Annotated in this window: 15 protein-coding genes, 1 other RNA gene, 3 pseudogenes and 1 riboswitch; of the genes and pseudogenes, 1 reads left to right on the forward strand and 18 read right to left on the reverse strand. The window is 41.6% G+C overall.

Annotated elements, in window-relative coordinates:
• Positions 1-329: 329 nt before the first annotated feature.
• The 18 genes and pseudogenes from QYG89_RS00445 to QYG89_RS00530 form a co-directional block, all read right to left on the reverse strand.
• Positions 330-1,637, reverse strand: coding sequence for a nucleobase:cation symporter-2 family protein (locus tag QYG89_RS00445; RefSeq protein ID WP_404313666.1), 1,308 nt, complete (start codon positions 1,635-1,637; stop codon positions 330-332).
• Complete coding sequence (locus QYG89_RS00450; RefSeq protein WP_404313667.1) at positions 1,634-2,218, reverse strand: xanthine phosphoribosyltransferase; 585 nt, start codon at positions 2,216-2,218, stop codon at positions 1,634-1,636. The genes QYG89_RS00445 and QYG89_RS00450 overlap by 4 nt, the downstream gene beginning before the upstream one ends.
• A gap of 118 nt (positions 2,219-2,336) precedes the next feature.
• A riboswitch (purine riboswitch) is annotated at positions 2,337-2,438 on the reverse strand.
• 162 nt (positions 2,439-2,600) lie between these two features.
• Positions 2,601-3,437 carry a cytochrome c oxidase assembly protein gene (locus tag QYG89_RS00455; protein ID WP_404313668.1) on the reverse strand — a complete coding sequence of 279 codons (837 nt, stop codon included), beginning with the start codon at positions 3,435-3,437 and terminating at the stop codon, positions 2,601-2,603.
• A complete protein-coding gene (locus QYG89_RS00460) occupies positions 3,434-3,589 on the reverse strand; it encodes a hypothetical protein (RefSeq protein WP_404313669.1) in 156 nt (51 codons plus the stop codon). Before QYG89_RS00460 ends, QYG89_RS00455 begins: the two co-directional genes overlap by 4 nt.
• 110 nt (positions 3,590-3,699) lie before the next feature.
• Positions 3,700-3,801, reverse strand: a pseudogene (locus QYG89_RS00465) (hypothetical protein); the annotation flags it as partial.
• A gap of 366 nt (positions 3,802-4,167) precedes the next feature.
• Positions 4,168-6,390 carry a phosphoribosylformylglycinamidine synthase subunit PurL gene (gene purL, locus QYG89_RS00470; RefSeq protein WP_404313670.1) on the reverse strand — a complete coding sequence of 741 codons (2,223 nt, stop codon included), beginning with the start codon at positions 6,388-6,390 and terminating at the stop codon, positions 4,168-4,170.
• Between the two features lie 138 nt (positions 6,391-6,528).
• Positions 6,529-6,880, reverse strand: a pseudogene (locus tag QYG89_RS00475) (DUF2200 domain-containing protein).
• A gap of 96 nt (positions 6,881-6,976) precedes the next feature.
• A pseudogene (locus QYG89_RS00480) lies at positions 6,977-7,215 on the reverse strand (VOC family protein); the annotation flags it as partial.
• Positions 7,216-7,439: 224 nt separating this feature from the next.
• The gene (locus tag QYG89_RS00485) at positions 7,440-8,579 is read right to left on the reverse strand and encodes a THUMP domain-containing class I SAM-dependent RNA methyltransferase (RefSeq protein WP_404313671.1); all 1,140 of its coding nucleotides are present in this window, start codon (positions 8,577-8,579) and stop codon (positions 7,440-7,442) included.
• 269 nt (positions 8,580-8,848) lie between these two features.
• An RNA gene (gene rnpB / locus QYG89_RS00490) (RNase P RNA component class B) lies at positions 8,849-9,244 on the reverse strand.
• Positions 9,245-9,319: 75 nt separating this feature from the next.
• Positions 9,320-9,637 carry a cell division regulator GpsB gene (gene gpsB, locus QYG89_RS00495; protein ID WP_404313672.1) on the reverse strand — a complete coding sequence of 106 codons (318 nt, stop codon included), beginning with the start codon at positions 9,635-9,637 and terminating at the stop codon, positions 9,320-9,322.
• Between the two features lie 82 nt (positions 9,638-9,719).
• The gene (locus QYG89_RS00500) at positions 9,720-10,280 is read right to left on the reverse strand and encodes a DUF1273 domain-containing protein (RefSeq protein WP_404313673.1); all 561 of its coding nucleotides are present in this window, start codon (positions 10,278-10,280) and stop codon (positions 9,720-9,722) included.
• A 214-nt stretch (positions 10,281-10,494) separates the two neighbouring features.
• Complete coding sequence (locus QYG89_RS00505; RefSeq protein WP_404313674.1) at positions 10,495-10,731, reverse strand: CotD family spore coat protein; 237 nt, start codon at positions 10,729-10,731, stop codon at positions 10,495-10,497.
• Positions 10,732-11,061: 330 nt separating this feature from the next.
• Positions 11,062-12,300, reverse strand: a complete 1,239-nt coding sequence (locus QYG89_RS00510; protein ID WP_404313675.1) for a ribonuclease H-like domain-containing protein — start codon at positions 12,298-12,300, stop codon at positions 11,062-11,064.
• 1 nt (position 12,301) lies between these two features.
• On the reverse strand, positions 12,302-14,584 hold the full coding sequence (locus QYG89_RS00515; protein WP_404313676.1) for a DEAD/DEAH box helicase: 2,283 nt from the start codon (positions 14,582-14,584) through the stop codon (positions 12,302-12,304).
• Positions 14,585-14,786: 202 nt separating this feature from the next.
• Positions 14,787-15,179: a YppG family protein gene (locus QYG89_RS00520; protein ID WP_404313677.1), complete on the reverse strand. Its 393-nt coding sequence runs from the start codon at positions 15,177-15,179 to the stop codon at positions 14,787-14,789.
• A 62-nt stretch (positions 15,180-15,241) separates the two neighbouring features.
• On the reverse strand, positions 15,242-15,592 hold the full coding sequence (locus QYG89_RS00525) for a DUF1798 family protein (RefSeq protein WP_404313678.1): 351 nt from the start codon (positions 15,590-15,592) through the stop codon (positions 15,242-15,244).
• An 81-nt stretch (positions 15,593-15,673) separates the two neighbouring features.
• Positions 15,674-15,916, reverse strand: coding sequence for a hypothetical protein (locus tag QYG89_RS00530; RefSeq protein ID WP_404313679.1), 243 nt, complete (start codon positions 15,914-15,916; stop codon positions 15,674-15,676).
• A gap of 400 nt (positions 15,917-16,316) precedes the next feature.
• Here QYG89_RS00530 and recU point away from each other — a divergent pair, with 400 nt between their 5' ends.
• Positions 16,317-16,922, forward strand: coding sequence for a Holliday junction resolvase RecU (recU, locus tag QYG89_RS00535; RefSeq protein WP_404313680.1), 606 nt, complete (start codon positions 16,317-16,319; stop codon positions 16,920-16,922).
• The last annotated feature ends 109 nt before the right edge of the window (positions 16,923-17,031 follow it).

Below are 17,031 nucleotides of genomic sequence, written 5' to 3' on the forward strand. Positions count from 1 at the left end.
TTCATAAGTTGATAATTGTTATCATCCTCAATTACATATTAGCATGGACGATAATGATTTTCAATACCACTTTTTTATTTTTTCTGTTTTTTATAAAAAGCTTTATTAAACGCCCTTGTTGATTTCCACTGGGGTCATCCGTTTTCTACTCCAATCAACAACAGTTACCCAGCCTTTTAAAAATGTATGTGACAAAACGCCGTTCATTTCCAATTTATTTTATCCTTGTCATTTCATCCATCATTTATTTACACACAAAAAACGCCACCCCCATCTCTTTGTAGTAAAGAAATGGGGATGACGTTACGACATTTATTTTCTCAAAATTTTTACGAAACTTTTGATTCGGCTAATGTAACAACTTTCTTATTCTTACTTCCAATCTCATTAAACAAAATATTTAAGATAATAGCTGTGAAGCTTCCAGCTACAATTCCGTTGCTCGTTAAAATTTGCAGGCTTTCCGGCATTCCGGCAAATAAATCTGGAACGACCGTTACTCCAAGCCCCATACCTACGGAGCAGGCAATGATTAATAAGTTTTCTTGAGACGACATATCTGCACGGCTCAGCATTTTCATTCCTTGTGCCACCACCATACCAAACATCGCCACCATCGCGCCGCCGAGCACGGATGCAGGAATAATCGTTGTGAATGCGCCAATTTTTGGAAGCAGCCCGAGAATCGCTAAAAAGCCGGCTGTGTAATAGATCACTACTTTTGATTTCACACCTGACAATTGCATCAGCCCGACATTTTGCGAGAAAGCCGTATAAGGAAAAGAGTTGAAAATGGCTCCAAGTGCATAAGCCATCCCTTCTGCCCGATAACCTTTTGCTAAGTCTTTTTCCTCCACCTTTTCATCACAAATATCGGAAACGGCGAAATACACGCCAGTCGATTCGACAAGGCTGACAACAGCAACGAGGATCATCGTAATAATAGATGTCCATTCAAATGTTGGCAGTCCAAAGTAAAATGGTTTCACCATATGAAAAAGAGAAGCATCCACCACTGGAGAAAAATCTACTTTCCCCATAAAAATTGCAATTACTGTGCCGGCAAGCAGACCAATTAGTACGGCAACGGAACGAATAAAGCCTGTAAAGAAACGGAACAACGCAATAATGATCAATAAAGTAGTAAATGCGAGAATAATATTCGATGATGATCCGAAATCAGGACTTCCTTGTCCGCCTGCCATATTATTCATTGCTACCGGAATTAACGTCAATCCAATGATCGTTACGACAGAGCCCGTCACAACCGGTGGAAAAAAGCGCACGAGACGGCTGAAAAAGGAAGAGATCAATAATACAAATACCCCAGCAGCTAACGTAGCACCATAAATCGCCTGGAGTCCATGTGCTCCCCCGATAGCAATCATCGGGCCGACTGCCGTAAATGTGCAGCCTAACACGACCGGTAAGCCGATTCCAATAAAACGGCCTTTCCATACTTGCAAGAACGTAGCGACACCACACATGAAAATATCAATCGATACTAAATAGGTCAGCTGCTCTCCTGTTAATCCCATCGCTCCGCCGACGATCAGCGGGATAATCACCGCTCCGGCATACATCGCCAGTACGTGCTGCATCCCTAATGAAGCTGTTTTTAGAACAGAGGATTTCATGAGAGAGCTCCTTCCTTAAATGTGACCTTGCCGCCTTCAAGCGATTGCACCATCGCGAGAGACTCTACTCTCACGTTCTTCTCACGCAATAATTTGCCTCCATCTTGGAATGCTTTTTCAATAACAATTCCGATTCCTGCTACCGTTGCTCCTGCTTGTTCAGCAATATCTAACAACCCTAAAGCAGCTTGTCCATTAGCAAGGAAATCATCAATAATTAACAAATGATCTTCATTCGTTAAAAAGGTTTGTGACACAGCAATCGGATTCGTTTCCTGCTTCGTAAAGGAGTATACATCCGCTGTATATAAGTTTTGCGTTAACGTCAGTGATTTCCGCTTTCTTGCAAAAATAACCGGTACATCTAGTACGAGACCTGCCATCACGCTCGGAGCAATTCCGCTTGATTCAAGCGTTAAAATTTTTGTGATCTTTTCACCTGCAAAACGGCGGGCAAATTCTTCCCCGACCTCTTTCATTAATTTAGGATCAATTTGATGATTTAAAAAAGAATCTACTTTCAACACCTCATCTGAAAGTACATTTCCTTCTTTCACAATCTTATCTTGCAAGCTTTTCATTTCGTGTCCTCCCTCTTTTTAATCGATCTTTGAGACAAAAAAATCCCAAAGATCATTCCATTCCTCAGTACAGAGTGAAGCAATGCCCTTTGGGTTGAAGAAGACAGAAAGAAAGACTGCCATTCCACTGCTCACTCATAGTCAAATGATTTACGGTCATTCGGTAGAAACTGGCGGGCCGTATCCCCGCGATTATATGAGCGAATGTTAAGTTTTATTGTATTCATATTATATCAGTATAAGAAAGAAAGACAATCCTAATAACGAACATTTTGTATACTTTTTTAATCATTATTCGCCATTTTTTCCAAAAAGAGGAGAAAAGAAAAGAGAGCTGCCTAAAAGCGGATGAATAACCAGCTTTTGGGCAGCATGCTCCTTTTTATTTCTTTATCGGATAATTCATAGCTTGTCCCGGATAGCAGGGGACATGATCATCTGGTTCTTCTTCTTTTTTCGCCCATTTGGAAATAAGCAGGAAGAGAGCGATGCCATAAGAGCCTAGCTGAATCGCCTTTAGCATACCACCCGCCAGCTGCTGGTCTTGGAGAGCGGTTAAGTTAGGCATTAGCTGCTGTCCCTTCATATACATTTCATAAAACGGGCTGTCAGCAACGAGCAGAAAAATCCCAATCGGCATCAATAAAATGGATGCCACAAACACATACATGACCCGTATGGATTCCGACAAGCGGTTGATTTCTGGCAGCGGTGAAATGATAGTCCACCACATTAAAAAAGCAGCTCCCAGCAGCAAAAACTGGAGCAGTCCTAAAAGAAATGTATGTTTTTGCACATAGTTAAAAATGGACGGAACAAGATAAACCGACAATAATAAGTTAAATAACAGCGCTGTTACCCAAGGATGAGTAAACAGCTTTAAAGCAAATCGCATTCGATAAGACCAAAAGAACGACCGCAAAAACTCCCTAGGTAAACCTAAGACACAAAGGGGCGGCACGACGAATAGCATGACCATCAGCTCGACCACATGGGCACTGAATAAATCTTCCGCAGCGATGACAGCAAACGGGCTGCCAACAAACAGATAAAACAAAAACAAGCCGAAATAAAAAGACATGCGCTGCATTGTTTTAAATGTATACTTGCCAGAAGAAGCTGCTTTTGCGTACAGAACAGACAATAATAGCAAAAATATAAAATAACCTATTCCCCATAACTGAAACCAATTCGCATCAGAAGTAATATTTCCGATCACTTCATTGCCCTCCTATTATTGATCGCTAACAAAGCAAAAGGATCTTTCCAGACCGTTGACAAACGCTCACTTTCTTCGTTGTCCGCTTGTCTGCGGTATTCCCTCTGGTCACTCCGCTCTTCACCCGGTCCCGCGCCTTGAAGGACAAACATTTTCAGTGGACCTGCACTTTGTCTACAATCCCAGTATATTTTTACGCTTATCCCCATTGTAACAAATATTCGCAATTTTTCTACAATCGTCCTGTAAAATGTTCGTTCACTTAATCGTTCGTTCTCGGCGGGCGCTTGCCCCAGTATTGGTAATAATCCGTTCGGATAAAGCCGTTAAACAGCGTTCGCTTTTTTGTCGCTTTCTTGCCGTGGAATTGGGTTTAAAGCAAATTATTAAGAATGTTGACCAGATTAACCTTTCACCAATTACTTATGTTCTTGTAGTATTTTTTAGCAATTCAATTGCATTTTCTTCGTTTGTATCATTTGTTCCAAGTTCACTTCGGAAAGCTTTATTTACTATTGATTTAATGATAGTCTCAATTTCATTCTCAACATACGATAATATGCTTTGGGACTCCTTTGCCTTTTCATGTTTCCAAATTCCAAATATAATACCGTCCTCTTTTTTGCAAATTTATAGGTAGAACACGGCCCCTTCACAAAGGTGCCGTGTTCTACCAAAAGGTTATTTAACACATTCACTTTCATTCTTATTTAGATATTCTAGAACAAATTTATTTAGATGCTACTAACCCAGGAATCGCTTCACTCCAAAGTTTGTGAAGTTCATCAACAGTATCCTCAATTACATGTTCACCGTTTACAGATACAATCAATTTCCCATGGTTAGTTACCGAGCCGATTTGGCTTGCTTCTGTCCATAAATTTTCAAATTGTTCTTTGTTTTCTGCTTTTACAGTTACTAAAAATCTTGATTGTGATTCACTAAATAACGCTACCGTTGCGTCACCAATTAAGCTAACTTCAACACCTAAGCCTTGTCCCTTAAATAAACTCTCAGCTAAGGCAACAGCAAGTCCGCCTTCAGATAAATCATGTGCAGATACTACAAGACCTTCTTTAATTGCAGTCGAAAGTAAGTTTTGACGGTTCGTTTCAACTTGTAAATCAATGACTGGCGCTTTTCCTGAATATTTTCCAGCAATTATATTTTGCAGTTCACTGCCGCCGAATTCAGGGAACGTTTCACCAATTAAATAAACAAGGTCACCATTATTCTGGAAATGGCTCGGTGTCACATGTTTTGTATTTTCGATTAGTCCGACCATACCAATGATTGGTGTTGGAAGAATCGCTTCGTCTTTTGATTGATTATATAAGGAAACATTACCGCTAATAACTGGTGTCTGAAGTGCAAGACATGCCTCGCTGATCCCATCAATGCTCGCTTCCATTTGCCAAAATACTTCTGGATTGTTTGGGTTGCCATAGTTCAAGCCATCTGTAATTGCAAGTGGTTTTGCACCAGAACAAACAAGATTACGTGCTGCTTCAGCGACGGCAATTTGCCCGCCAACTTTTGGATCTAAATAAATATAACGAGAATTACAGTCCGTCGTAATCGCAATTGCTTTATCCGTTCCATCGATTTTCACGATTGCTGCATCAGATCCAGGACCAACAATGGTGTTTCCTTGCGCCTCAGCATTATATTGCTTGTATGCCCATTCCTTGCTTGCAATTGTCGGCTGCTGTAAGAGCTGTCTTAACATCGCTTGATGATCGTCTACTGCTGGAACTTCATTTTCAATCGCTTGAAATTCTTGATAGTATGACGCTTCTTTTGATGGTAAATGATAGACAGGCGCATCATCAGCTAAAATATTGACAGGAATATCTGCGACAACCTCATCATGATGCTTAATACGGAAGGTTTTTTCCTGAATAACCTCGCCGATAACTGCCGCATCTACCTCATATTTCGCAAAAATATCAAGAATTTCCTGCTCCTGACCTTTTTTCGCGACTAATAACATCCGCTCCTGTGATTCAGACAGCATAATTTCATAAGCATTCATACCTTCTTCCCGCTGTGGGACAAGGTCAAGATTCATCTCAATTCCCGTACCTGCTTTAGCTGCCATTTCACTCGCAGATGATGTTAATCCTGCCGCACCCATATCTTGAATGCCAACTAATGCATCCGACTGAATGACTTCCAAGCATGCATTCATTAATTTTTTACCGATATATGGATTTCCGATTGCGACTGCAGATGTATTCTCTTCTTTTCCACCTTCGACAACATCTGAAGAAAACGATGCACCACCAACTCCGTCTTTTCCGGTATCCCCACCAGCATAAATAACTACATTACCTACACCAGCGGCAACACCCTTTTGCACATCGTCATGATGAACAAGCCCAACAACCATCGCATTGACTAATGGATTTTCTTCATATTGCTCATCAAATTGTATCTCGCCGCCAACAGTTGGAACATCGATCACATTGCCATAGCTCGCAATGCCACGTACAACCTCAGAAAATAACAGTTTAGTATGGTCATTATCTAGATTGCCAAAACGTAATGAATTCATGGCTGCAATTGGTTTTGCTCCCATTGAAAAGACATCACGCATAATCCCGCCAACACCTGTTGCTGAACCTTCAAATGGCTCGACAAAAGACGGACTATTATGACTTTCAATTTTAAAAACAACTGCTTGATTATCACCAATATCAACAACCCCAGCACCTTCACCAGGTCCTTGTAAAACATGACTTCCTTTCGTTGGGAACCTTTTAAGTAATGATTTCGATGATTTGTAGCTGCAGTGCTCCGACCACATGGCAGAGAAAATGCCTGTTTCCGTGTAATTCGGATGACGTTTTAATAGATCTTTTACTAGTTGATACTCTTCGTCTGTTAACCCCATTTCCTTGTATATTTGTTCATTTTCAATTTGTTCTGGGCTAATGTTATGCTGCGACATCAATAATTACCTCCAAAAAAGAATTTAATTTGTTTATTTAATAAGAAGATATCCAGATGGCTAGGATTTATCTGCTGCTAGTTTGAATGTCTGCATCTGTTCTTCTATTTACATAAATCGGTGTTTCTTCGCTTTTCTTTATTTAACACGCAAAACCTTCTCCATTGCTTTTCCTTTTGCTAACTCATCGATTAGCTTGTCCAAGCAGCGAATTCCCTGTATAGTAGGTTCTTCGATGTCTTCCACTCCGACTCTGCAGATTACACATTTGATTAGACCCCGTGAAGGATTATTTGGGGAGCTTCCGTAAAGAACGTTTCAAAGTCTGTCTCGTTATCCATTGGTGCTTCTAACTCTTCTTGGCTAAATCCTGTCAGCCAACGGATCATTTCATCTGCCTCATCTTTCGTACGTTCTTTTTCTCCCCCTTTGTCACATAATGGGGGTAAACACTTGCAAAACTGGTTGTATAAATCCGATGTTTGCCCATGATGTATCCTGCTTTTTTTCTTTTATGAGGGTGGAACAATAACCTACAGGTAGTGAAAGCTGATTCCCCACAAAGAAACAGATGTTCTTATGTATATTAGTTAGGTAAATCAAGCTGCCATGACACACCGAAACGATCAACTAGCCAACCAAATTTCCGACTGAAACCATAGTCCCCAATCCGCATGAGGGCTCCCCCGCATCACTCGATTTTTGATAGGGATGGTCAATTGCAGCTTCTGATTCACAAGTAACATAGATCGAAAATGAAGGTGTGAAGGAAAACTCATGTTTTATATTACTATCGATACACATAAATTCCTGCCCTTTTAATGTACAGTAATCTAAGAACAGCCCTAAATTTTGACGGTACATCTTCAAAGTGCAGCTTGATAAGTTTTTGTCATTTCTGTCGTCCAAGAACTCTTGAATAGCGGATTTCAATCACATGTCCATCTTCCTCCCAATGATTTTTCATTGGAAAAGTAATCTGGTCAAGTTAAAGATAATCCAGTGAATTTTTGACCACCATGTTTGAGAGCCTTTAAACCCGTACTACATCAATCTTTTCTAGGCGGACGTTTTCCCCAATACTGGTAATAGTCTGTCCGAATAAAGCCATTGAACAGTTTGCGTTTTTTTGTCGCCTTTTTACCGTAGAACTCTTCAAATCCTTCATGTGACGTCAGCATATAAACAGACCACGTGTCATGCTCCGCAAATGCCCGGCCCATGTTCTGATACATTTTCTCCACTTCAGGCCGGTCGCCAAGCCGCTCCCCATATGGAGGGTTTCCAACGATGACTCCATATTCCTTAGAAGCAGTAAAGTCGGATACATTCATTTGTTTAAACTCGATCAAATCAGCCAAACCCGCTTCAAACGCATTTTTACGGGAAATGTCCACCATCCGATGATCAATATCGCTTCCTGTAATGTCGAGTGGCTGATCGTAATTCGCGACGTCTTCTGCTTCAATTCTCGCATTTTCCCACACGTCCTCTTCGATCCAAGGCCATGCTTCCGAAACAAATTCCCGGTTAAAACCCGGTGCAATGTTTTGACCAATTAAGGCCGCTTCGATCGGGATCGTACCCGAACCGCAAAATGGGTCAAAAAATGGGCGATCAGGATGCCAATTCGTCAGCTGAACGAGAGCTGCTGCCAGTGTTTCTTTCAATGGCGCACCACCTTGCGCAATACGGTACCCCCGTTTATGTAAACCGGCTCCGCTCGTATCAATCGTCAGTGTCGCACGATCCTTTAATAAGGCTACTTCGATTTTAAATAAAGGGCCTGTCTCCTGCAGCCACGTCTGAATCTTATACTTGCTTTTCAATCGTTCCACAATCGCCTTTTTTACGATTGCCTGGCAGTCAGATACGCTGAATAAAGTCGATTTTACTGATTTTCCCTGAACCGGAAACTCCGCATCCTCTGGCAAATACCTTTCCCACGGCAGCGCCTTGGTTGCCTCAAATAATTGATCAAAGGTGGTCGCTTTAAACTCTCCAACAACAATCTTTAGACGATCAGCTGTCCGCAGCCATAAATTACAGCGGGCAATAGCTGATTCGTCCCCTTGAAAAATAACTTTTCCATTTTCCGTGTGACATTCATAACCAAGATTTTTCACTTCGTTTGCAACGATCGCTTCTAAACCCATAGCGGCCGTAGCTATTAATGTATATGTTGACATTTCATCACCTGCACTTATGAAGTATGTATCCGTATAGAACAAAAGCTCTCCATAAAGGAGAGCTTTCAGGCTGTTGACAAACGCTCGCTTTCTTCGTTGCTCACCTGCCTGCGGTGCTCATGACCCTCCTGGTCACTCCGCTCCTCGTCAGGCTTCGCGCCTTGAAAGACAAACGTTTTCAATCAGCCTGAGAGTATCTAAAATATATGTTGTCTATAATATGAAAGCTCTCCATAAAGGAGAGCTTTCATATATATCCCGTAATAGCGTTCTGTAAGCCATGTTCTGTACCATCGTACTGCAAGCGATCAGGGATGATCTTGTACTCCGGCGGTAATCATCTATCTCCGAATGTTCTTATACATTCGCCCTTCTTATCGTTCATTTCCTTAAAGAAGGTGCCCCTACCTAAATTTGGGTTGCTCACTCGCGGGGTTTACCTCGTTCCACCTTTATAATTTCTTATAAAGCTACGTCACTGTGGCACTTTCAAGGTATTCATGCCATATCCTAAGGACTTAGGCATTTTCCCTGCCGTCAATCCAGCCGGAGCCGAACTGCCCTAGCTTATGTCTTCGCTAGGCACGAACACTACGGGCATCTCAGCACCGTGTGAGCATGGACTTTCCTCTGCAGCCAGACAGCTGCAGCGATTACCCGAACGCTATTATTATCACCTGAATCATTATAGTAGAAAACGCCAGACAAATCAAGAGCCTGTGTTTAACTTACTTAAAAAATCACTCATTATACAGCTTATCTCCAAACACATGCCGCTCAAGATTCGATAAGCGCTTAAGGATATCGAAGTTCGTAGATCCAGAAGCAGGCTGCGGAGCCGGAGCCGGTTGAGAGCGGCGCATGGTGACTTCGCTTTGCTTTTTCAAACGAAGGTTTTCCTGTTGAAGCTCTTCAATTGCTTGATGGAACACTTCATAATCCTTAATAATTAAATCAAGAAATTGATCTACGTCATCTGGGTTATACCCTCTCATGGATGTTTTAAAATCCTTTTCCAAAATATCCTTTGCTGTTAATCTTACTTTACTAGATAACATTCCCGTCATCACCTCAATATATTCCAAACCCTGTTTCGTTTATTTTTTCAAAAACAGGCTGATTTGTCAATCCATTCAACGTTTATTGCCAGTCTATTTCCTTTGAATGTTCCTCTTCTGCAACAAATTGTAAATCAGCAAACGTGATTTGGCGGATTTCAAAGGCTTGGTTCTGTTGAAACGAGCGGGCCATATTCCATAAATACTTAGGAGAACCTGGATGTTCTTCATCATAAATAACTAGCAATCCGGCAGATTTATGTAAAAACAGTTGATTTTTATTCCGGAACTGCGCTGGGCTTGTATAAGGCAGCTTAGATACCGAATCTACAAAATCTGCTTTTGCTAGTAATACTTCATAATTATGCTGATTATCTTCGTTCCAATTTTCGTGTTGATTGAGAAATGGGGTGAGTACAGCAAGCTTGACCTGTGGATATTCTTCCTTTAATTGAAGCATGACTTCCGCTGCCCAACATTCCACACCGAGCTGGCCGCTGATCAACAGCCATTCCAGTCCTTCTTCAAGCAGTCTGCGCAGTTCATTTTCTAACGCTTTTTTTATATAAATGACCGCCTGGTCGTCTTTTTTAAAAATCCCAAGCTCATATGGCTTGTACCCAGTTACTGTCCAAACGGACACAAAGCCACCTCCCTTAAAGCAATAAAAAAGCAAGAGGCTCCCCCCCTTACTTCAACACGCTCGTTTTCTGCGCTGCCTATGATCTTCCAGTCACTTCGATCCTAACCAGCTTCACAATTTACATGGTGAACACTTTCAATCGGTCTGAGGATGATATTTATATAGACTTTGTCTACAAGCTAAAGCAAGGGGAGGTTCCCCCTGCTTTCCTCAATTAAAAGCCAAATGGCCGACGAGGGCGTCTCCCACAAAATTGCTGTTGATGATGGACATTTTGAGCAAAAGATTGAGTTTGTGGGAAGTAATGCTGGTGTTCGTACATTTGATGGTTAATGTTGGCTATATGTGTTGGATGAATATGTGGAACAATAAATTGTTGGAATGTGTGATGCTCACAGCACATAGGCGGATGAACCACCGCCGGCAATACTTTTGGTCGATGACAATGCATAATTCTGTTCCCCCTTTCCCTTTCTGCTGTATAGAATATTCTATGCAAGAAGGAGGAACATGTACTAGGACAAACACCTATTTTACATTAAGCCGTAAAAACTGTCTTTTAAATTAGTCATTAGAAAAGCTGTTAGGCCGACAAATACGAAAAATAATACGAATAACGCGCGATACACTTTCAATCCACCTCATAATTGTTTTCTCTTATTTTTCTTCACTATTCTACATTCTACCGTCTTTCGTCCTAATAAACAATAAACAAACAGAAATTATTTTGGCGAGATTAACAAAAAAATGTCGTTTTTTACAATAAAGCAACAAGTTTGTTTCATCGTTTTATTTTCTTTTCTAATCGTTTTTTTCGTTGATCGATACTTTCTATGAGCCGCTTATTTTCTAGGCTGCAGAGAGAGCCGGCTGCCTTTGCATGATGCAGCGACTGAACATAATGCTTTTCTTTGTGCTCATAATATTTACTCAGCTCAATATGCGCTTCGATTCTCTCCCTCATCGTTCCTTTTTCACATACATTTTGCCACAGAGCAAGCGCTTTATCCCACTTTTTTTCTTTCTTTAAATGAAAAGCCAATGCATGACTAGCCGCTATTTCCACATCTTTTTGCTGCTCTTCAATTAGTTTTTCATAGGCTTCGGCCGACCGTTTTTTTTCTCCAACCGCTTCAAACCACTTGGCTACTTCTAACCTCTCACCGCTAGTCCTTTCCTTTTCTTCTTGTAAAAGGTGAAAGCTAATATGCGTATAAAGGGTAATGAGTGTTAAAATATCCCTTTCATTGTGCTGCATGACCTTTACTATTCCCTCTGGATGCTTTCTTTCGACGAAATCAAAATAAATCATCGGCGCTAAATAGCCTGGGATGTCTTCCATCCGATGAATATCCAGCTTCTCCTTTTCTACGTTTACGAGCTTCACAGATTCCATCGAATGCTTCCACAATCTTCTCGATGCATGATACAAATCAAAATGTCCAAAGCTCGGCAGCTTCGGAACGTGTTCACGAACGAGGGTATGGCGTGTTTTCACTTGCGGCCAGTCGAAAGACTTTCCGTTATATGTGACAAGTGTTGTATAGTCCACTCTTTCGAGAAAGCTCGAATATAGAGCAACTTCATTTCCCGGTGCGGGCAAAAAGTGCTGGCGCAAAACGATTTCTTCATCCAGCACTCTTGCATAGCCAAGTAAAAAAATAGTGTTTCCTGCTCCCCCTCCGAGTCCAGTTGTTTCCGTGTCAAAGAAAAATAAATCCGATGCTTCCATTCCTTTTGCAGATAATGGATGCACTCCTTCCCATTCATTCCACTTTTTCACCGCTTTTTTGATTTCGGAAAGCTGATACTTGCCATGTTTCAAAGAAAGTGGATACCGTACTTCACGGATTAGACAGAATTGGCCGCCAAGAACATACGTGTGCACTCCAGCCTTTTCCCACTCTTCTCTATAGGGCAGGTCGATCTGTTGTAATGTTTTTTTTTCAATTGTCCCTTTTTCTGTGTCTTCCCGTATAATATGATGTTTCATCCGTTGAAGCTTCTTAGATAACCCCACTTTATTTCTCTCCTAACATTGAAAACATCTCAAGCAGACGGTATGCGTCCTCTTTGGCAGAATCAAAAACAGCCTCTGTCCCAATGCAGGAAGGACAGCCGCTTGGACAAGAACACTCGCGAATCAGTTCAGCGGCCCTCTTTAAAATTTCTTCCAATTGACTGAAGACTTGTTCGCTCAGCCCAACGCCGCCTGGATAATGATCATAAATAAAAATAGTCGGCTTTTCATTGTGGCTGGCCTTTACTTGGGGAACGATATGAATATCCTTTGGATCACACATAGCAAATAAAGGAATGATCGCTTTTAAAGAATGAACGGCACCGATTAAACCATTTTCCAGACGTTCCTGTGAGACATTTCTCAATTCATCATGCAGCGACATCCACACAGCATTCGTATGCAGCTCCACCTCCGGAAGATGAATCGGGCCCGATCCAATATTTTCATGCGTATCAAATTTGATCTTTTTAAAGATCGTAGCCATGGCATGAACAGCGACATCTCCGTATGAAAAAACAGCATAATCTTTATCTCGTCTTTTATCTTCCTCCAGCACTTGCAGCTGAACAGCTAAATTGGCATCTGTAAAATAGTCAACATCTACTTCTCTTACATATGCTTTTTTCTCTTCCCAATCAAGCTTTTCTACTTGATACTGTATTCCTTGATGCAAATAAATTGCTTCTTCATGCAGCAATGTCATCGCACTGAATGTATCCATTTCCCCAATGACATGATGACTTCCTGTGACAGAAATATCGATAATGACCACATTTTCTTGTGAAGCGGACCGCAAACTAATATTGTGAGCAGGAAATGAATCGTTCATCCAAAACCATTGCCCATTGTTCTCGTGAAGCACTCTTTCCTCCGTTAAGAACTCAAGCACATCTTCAATCTCTATTCCGCCAAACCGTTCCCCATGCTTAAACGGAAGCTCATAAGCGGCACATTTTAGATGATCTACTAAAATAACGAGGTTATCTGGGTTAATGCGGGCTGTTTCTGGTGTCCGCTTAAAGAAATAATCAGGGTGGTCAATGATAAATTGATCAAGCGGATCAGAGCTTGCAACCATAATGACAAGTGACTCGCCATGACGGCGGCCAGCTCTTCCCGCTTGCTGCCAGGCACTGGCAATGGTTCCCGGATAACCAGTCATCACACAAACTTGGAGCTGGCCGATATCTACTCCAAGTTCTAATGCATTTGTGCTGACTACTCCATAAATGTCACCGTTTCTCAAACCTTTTTCAATTTCCCGGCGCTGCGAAGGCAAGTACCCTCCTCGGTACCCTCTGATCGATTTCGGCCCTAATTCATTTTTCACAAGTTCTTGCAAATACGTCAAAATAATCTCTACCCGCACCCGGCTTCTCGCAAACACGATCGTTTGTATTTTACTTTTCAACATTTCTCCGGCAAGCCGGCGGACTTCCAGCACAGCACTTCGGCGAATATTGAGCGGCTTATTCACAATCGGCGGGTTATAAAATACAAAATGCTTTCTGCCGGCGGGTGCCCCGTTATTATCTATTAACGCCATTTCTTTGCCTGTTAATGATTCAGCAAGTTCCAGCGGATTGGCGATCGTTGCTGACGTACAAATAAAAACAGGATCACTTCCATAGTAATGGCAAATTCGCTGCAGACGGCGCAGAACGTTCGCCACATGACTGCCGAATACCCCTCTATATATGTGAAGCTCATCAATAACGATGTACTTTAAATTTTCAAATAATGATACCCATTTCGTATGATGAGGCAAAATGGCTGAATGCAGCATATCCGGATTTGTAAGAACGATTTGCCCGGCTTTTCTTACTTTTTGACGGATATTTGCTGAGGTGTCTCCATCATACGTATAGCTCGTGATCGGAAGACCCATTTCCCCAATCAATTCGTTGATTTCACTTTTTTGATCCTGAGCGAGCGCTTTTGTCGGAAATAAATAAAGGGCTCTCGCTTCCTCATTTTCAATCACCGACTGGAGCACAGGCAAATTGTAACAAAGTGTTTTTCCAGATGCTGTCGGTGTAACCGCTACGAAACTTTGATGATTTCGGGCTGCCTCATACGCGGACAATTGATGTGTATATAGTTGTTTAACTCCCCTGTTTTTCAAAGCTTCCGCTAGTTTGGGTGAAAGATCAGCCGGCAGCGAAACTGTATTTGCTTCTTTTTCAGGTATCGTCTGCCAATGAATAATATTAGAACGAACGGCTTCTTCCTGCCGCAGCCAGTCGATGGCTTCTTTTAACGTTTTTTTGCTAGATAACATGCCCTCACCTCTCTTTCATTCTAGCGAAGGAACGATCCATTTAAAAGACCAATGATCTTTATTCATACGTGCCTGTTGATTTCCGCTCCAATCACCAAAGGGGAAAAATCAACACTAGTCATGAACATACCCTATCATAAAAGAATAGCGGCATAAAAAAGACATATCATTTGCAGCACAAGAAAAAAACATAGGCTGACACCTATGCTTTAAAGGTTTTTACGATCCCGCTCACTACATTCGAAAGCTGGGACACGGTATTCACCATCATTCCCGCTGTATCGACTGCTTTGCCAATGTCAAATGTACCATCTTTGTTTTTAAAAGACTGCAGCAAAAGCTGGCTGCCGCTTTTAGATGCAGGAGCATTTTGCGATGCAGAAGAAGCAGATGGGTACATCTGGTACGGTCCTTGCGGCATTTGCATTTGATAAAGCGGATGATTCCACAAATCCCCGGAAAGCTGGGAGTACCTAGGTGGAGAAACGGTGTAGCCGGGGTACCCAGCTGGCGACGCTGTGTGACCAGGGTAGGCAGCCGGCGAATGATATGGATAATATCCAGGATAAGGATACACTGGATCCCACGGGTTCATCTTCTTCCCTCCCACAACATTGGTTATAACATGTTATGCTGGCCGGCCGGGAAGAGTGATAGTTATATCAATTCTTTTAACAATTGCTTTAAAACAAACAAAGTTGATTCCACATAATTTCGAAAACGAGTATAACTCGTTTCCGGAAAAAATGCCTGTACAGAAATCATTTCGATGTTTTCCACGACCGCCTTTACTTGCGGACCATGAATATGCTTAAAACAAGTGGTTTGAAAACAGCTGGTGATTTCCTTCTCCCACGCCTCTGTCAATAGGCGGGCTTTGTCAGAAAATGGTTTTACTTCTGTATAGAAATCTCCTTTTTCTTTTGTCTCTCTCGCTATATGGTAGCGCTCGTTAGCATCGTTCACTATGTTTAACAGCTCTTCCGTCAGCTCTTGAAGTGTCGTCATCTTTCATTTCCCTTCTCATTCTCTTACCTGTCGCTCCACATATTGTATATTTGTTTCCATTAATCTTCAAGACACTGCTAATTAAACCGGCTCACACGTTACTTTAAACGATTGGACCATTTTATAGGAAGGAGCAGCAGACAATAAAAATTCAGCACCCTCTTCGAGCAGCCCCATACGCGTAATCACCGCTTCTTTCTTTTTCGCAAGTCGGGAATAGTGAGCTTTATGCATAACGGTAACTCTTTTCTTCAGTACCTTTTCGATTTGATCCACTTTCTCCTCAATTTCGTTCAATGTACGAAGCACTTCTTCTCTCGTCATACATCCCACTCCTTTATGTTTTTATTCCTTAACGTTCTACCGGCTCGTCTTAATCTCTTGTAGCTTCATTTCTCTTTACCTTTCAAGAACTCCTTCTCACTTGACAAAACTAGGTTGCATTCGGCAAAGAAAGAAGAGGCCAGACAAAAATTTCTCTCTATTCGACAACGCCTTCATCCATTGTATGATTGTGGGATTCTATTAAATGCAGCGCTCGCCAGAAAAGGTTATAATAAAGAAGCATCATAGTTATATCGGCCGGGCAAGCCGCATAACTGTACAAGCAGGATAAAAACTGCTCCTATTTTCATTAAACGGGAAGGCCAAAAATCAGCCTATTTTCTTACCCCATGTATAATTTTTTCTGTTATGATATGTAGTATCTTGTGAGGTGTATGCAATGGCAATAAAATATCCCAATGGAAAAAAGTATGTCCCGGCTGCAACTGGGGCGGCTAGTAAGAAACCAGCGCTGCAAAACAGCTACAGCAATAGAGGGATGACACTTGAAAAAGATTTGAATGACACGAACATCTTCTATCTTGAGCGAGGATTAGCGGTGATTCATAAAAAGCCAACCCCCGTGCAAATCGTTCAAGTGGATTATCCTAAAAGAAGCGCAGCCGTCATTAAAGAAGCTTACTTCCAACAAGCCTCTACTACCGACTACAACGGCGTATACCGCGGAAGATATGTCGATTTTGAGGCGAAAGAAACGAGAAGCGCCACTGCATTTCCACTGAAAAACTTTCACGAACATCAAATTATCCATATGAGAAAAGTGGAAGAACAAAATGGCATCAGCTTCGTCATTATCCGTTTCGCCTTGACAGAGGAAGTATTTTATCTTCCTGCATGCCAGCTGTTTGATTATTGGGACAGGATGGAACAAGGCGGCCGGAAATCGATTACGAAAACAGAAATCGAAAACACCGGCTTTTTAATTCCGAAAGGTTTTCAACCGCTCATTCCTTATTTGTCGGTGATCGATCGGCTGTACTTTTAATTAAAGCCGTGTGGATGCAGCCCACAAGAACCTTCCGCTCATCATATAAACGTAAATGAAAGTTACATTTTCTATTTTGTAGACATGCTATGACAGTAAATGTAACCAC

This window comes from Bacillus lumedeiriae, from assembly GCF_044891285.1.
Taxonomy (GTDB): Bacteria; Bacillota; Bacilli; order Bacillales; family Domibacillaceae; genus Pseudobacillus; species Pseudobacillus lumedeiriae.

Coding starts and splice junctions, on each gene's coding strand:
- QYG89_RS00515 (WP_404313676.1), bottom strand. CDS start 14,584: ATGTTATCTAGCAAAAAAACGTTAAAAGAAGCCATCGACTGGCTGCGG.
- QYG89_RS00525 (WP_404313678.1), bottom strand. CDS start 15,592: ATGACGACACTTCAAGAGCTGACGGAAGAGCTGTTAAACATAGTGAAC.
- recU (WP_404313680.1), top strand. CDS start 16,317: ATGGCAATAAAATATCCCAATGGAAAAAAGTATGTCCCGGCTGCAACT.
- QYG89_RS00460 (WP_404313669.1), bottom strand. CDS start 3,589: ATGTTTGTCCTTCAAGGCGCGGGACCGGGTGAAGAGCGGAGTGACCAG.
- purL (WP_404313670.1), bottom strand. CDS start 6,390: ATGTCGCAGCATAACATTAGCCCAGAACAAATTGAAAATGAACAAATA.
- QYG89_RS00530 (WP_404313679.1), bottom strand. CDS start 15,916: ATGACGAGAGAAGAAGTGCTTCGTACATTGAACGAAATTGAGGAGAAA.
- QYG89_RS00485 (WP_404313671.1), bottom strand. CDS start 8,579: ATGTCAACATATACATTAATAGCTACGGCCGCTATGGGTTTAGAAGCG.
- QYG89_RS00445 (WP_404313666.1), bottom strand. CDS start 1,637: ATGAAATCCTCTGTTCTAAAAACAGCTTCATTAGGGATGCAGCACGTA.
- QYG89_RS00505 (WP_404313674.1), bottom strand. CDS start 10,731: ATGCATTGTCATCGACCAAAAGTATTGCCGGCGGTGGTTCATCCGCCT.
- gpsB (WP_404313672.1), bottom strand. CDS start 9,637: ATGTTATCTAGTAAAGTAAGATTAACAGCAAAGGATATTTTGGAAAAG.
- QYG89_RS00450 (WP_404313667.1), bottom strand. CDS start 2,218: ATGAAAAGCTTGCAAGATAAGATTGTGAAAGAAGGAAATGTACTTTCA.
- QYG89_RS00520 (WP_404313677.1), bottom strand. CDS start 15,179: ATGAACCCGTGGGATCCAGTGTATCCTTATCCTGGATATTATCCATAT.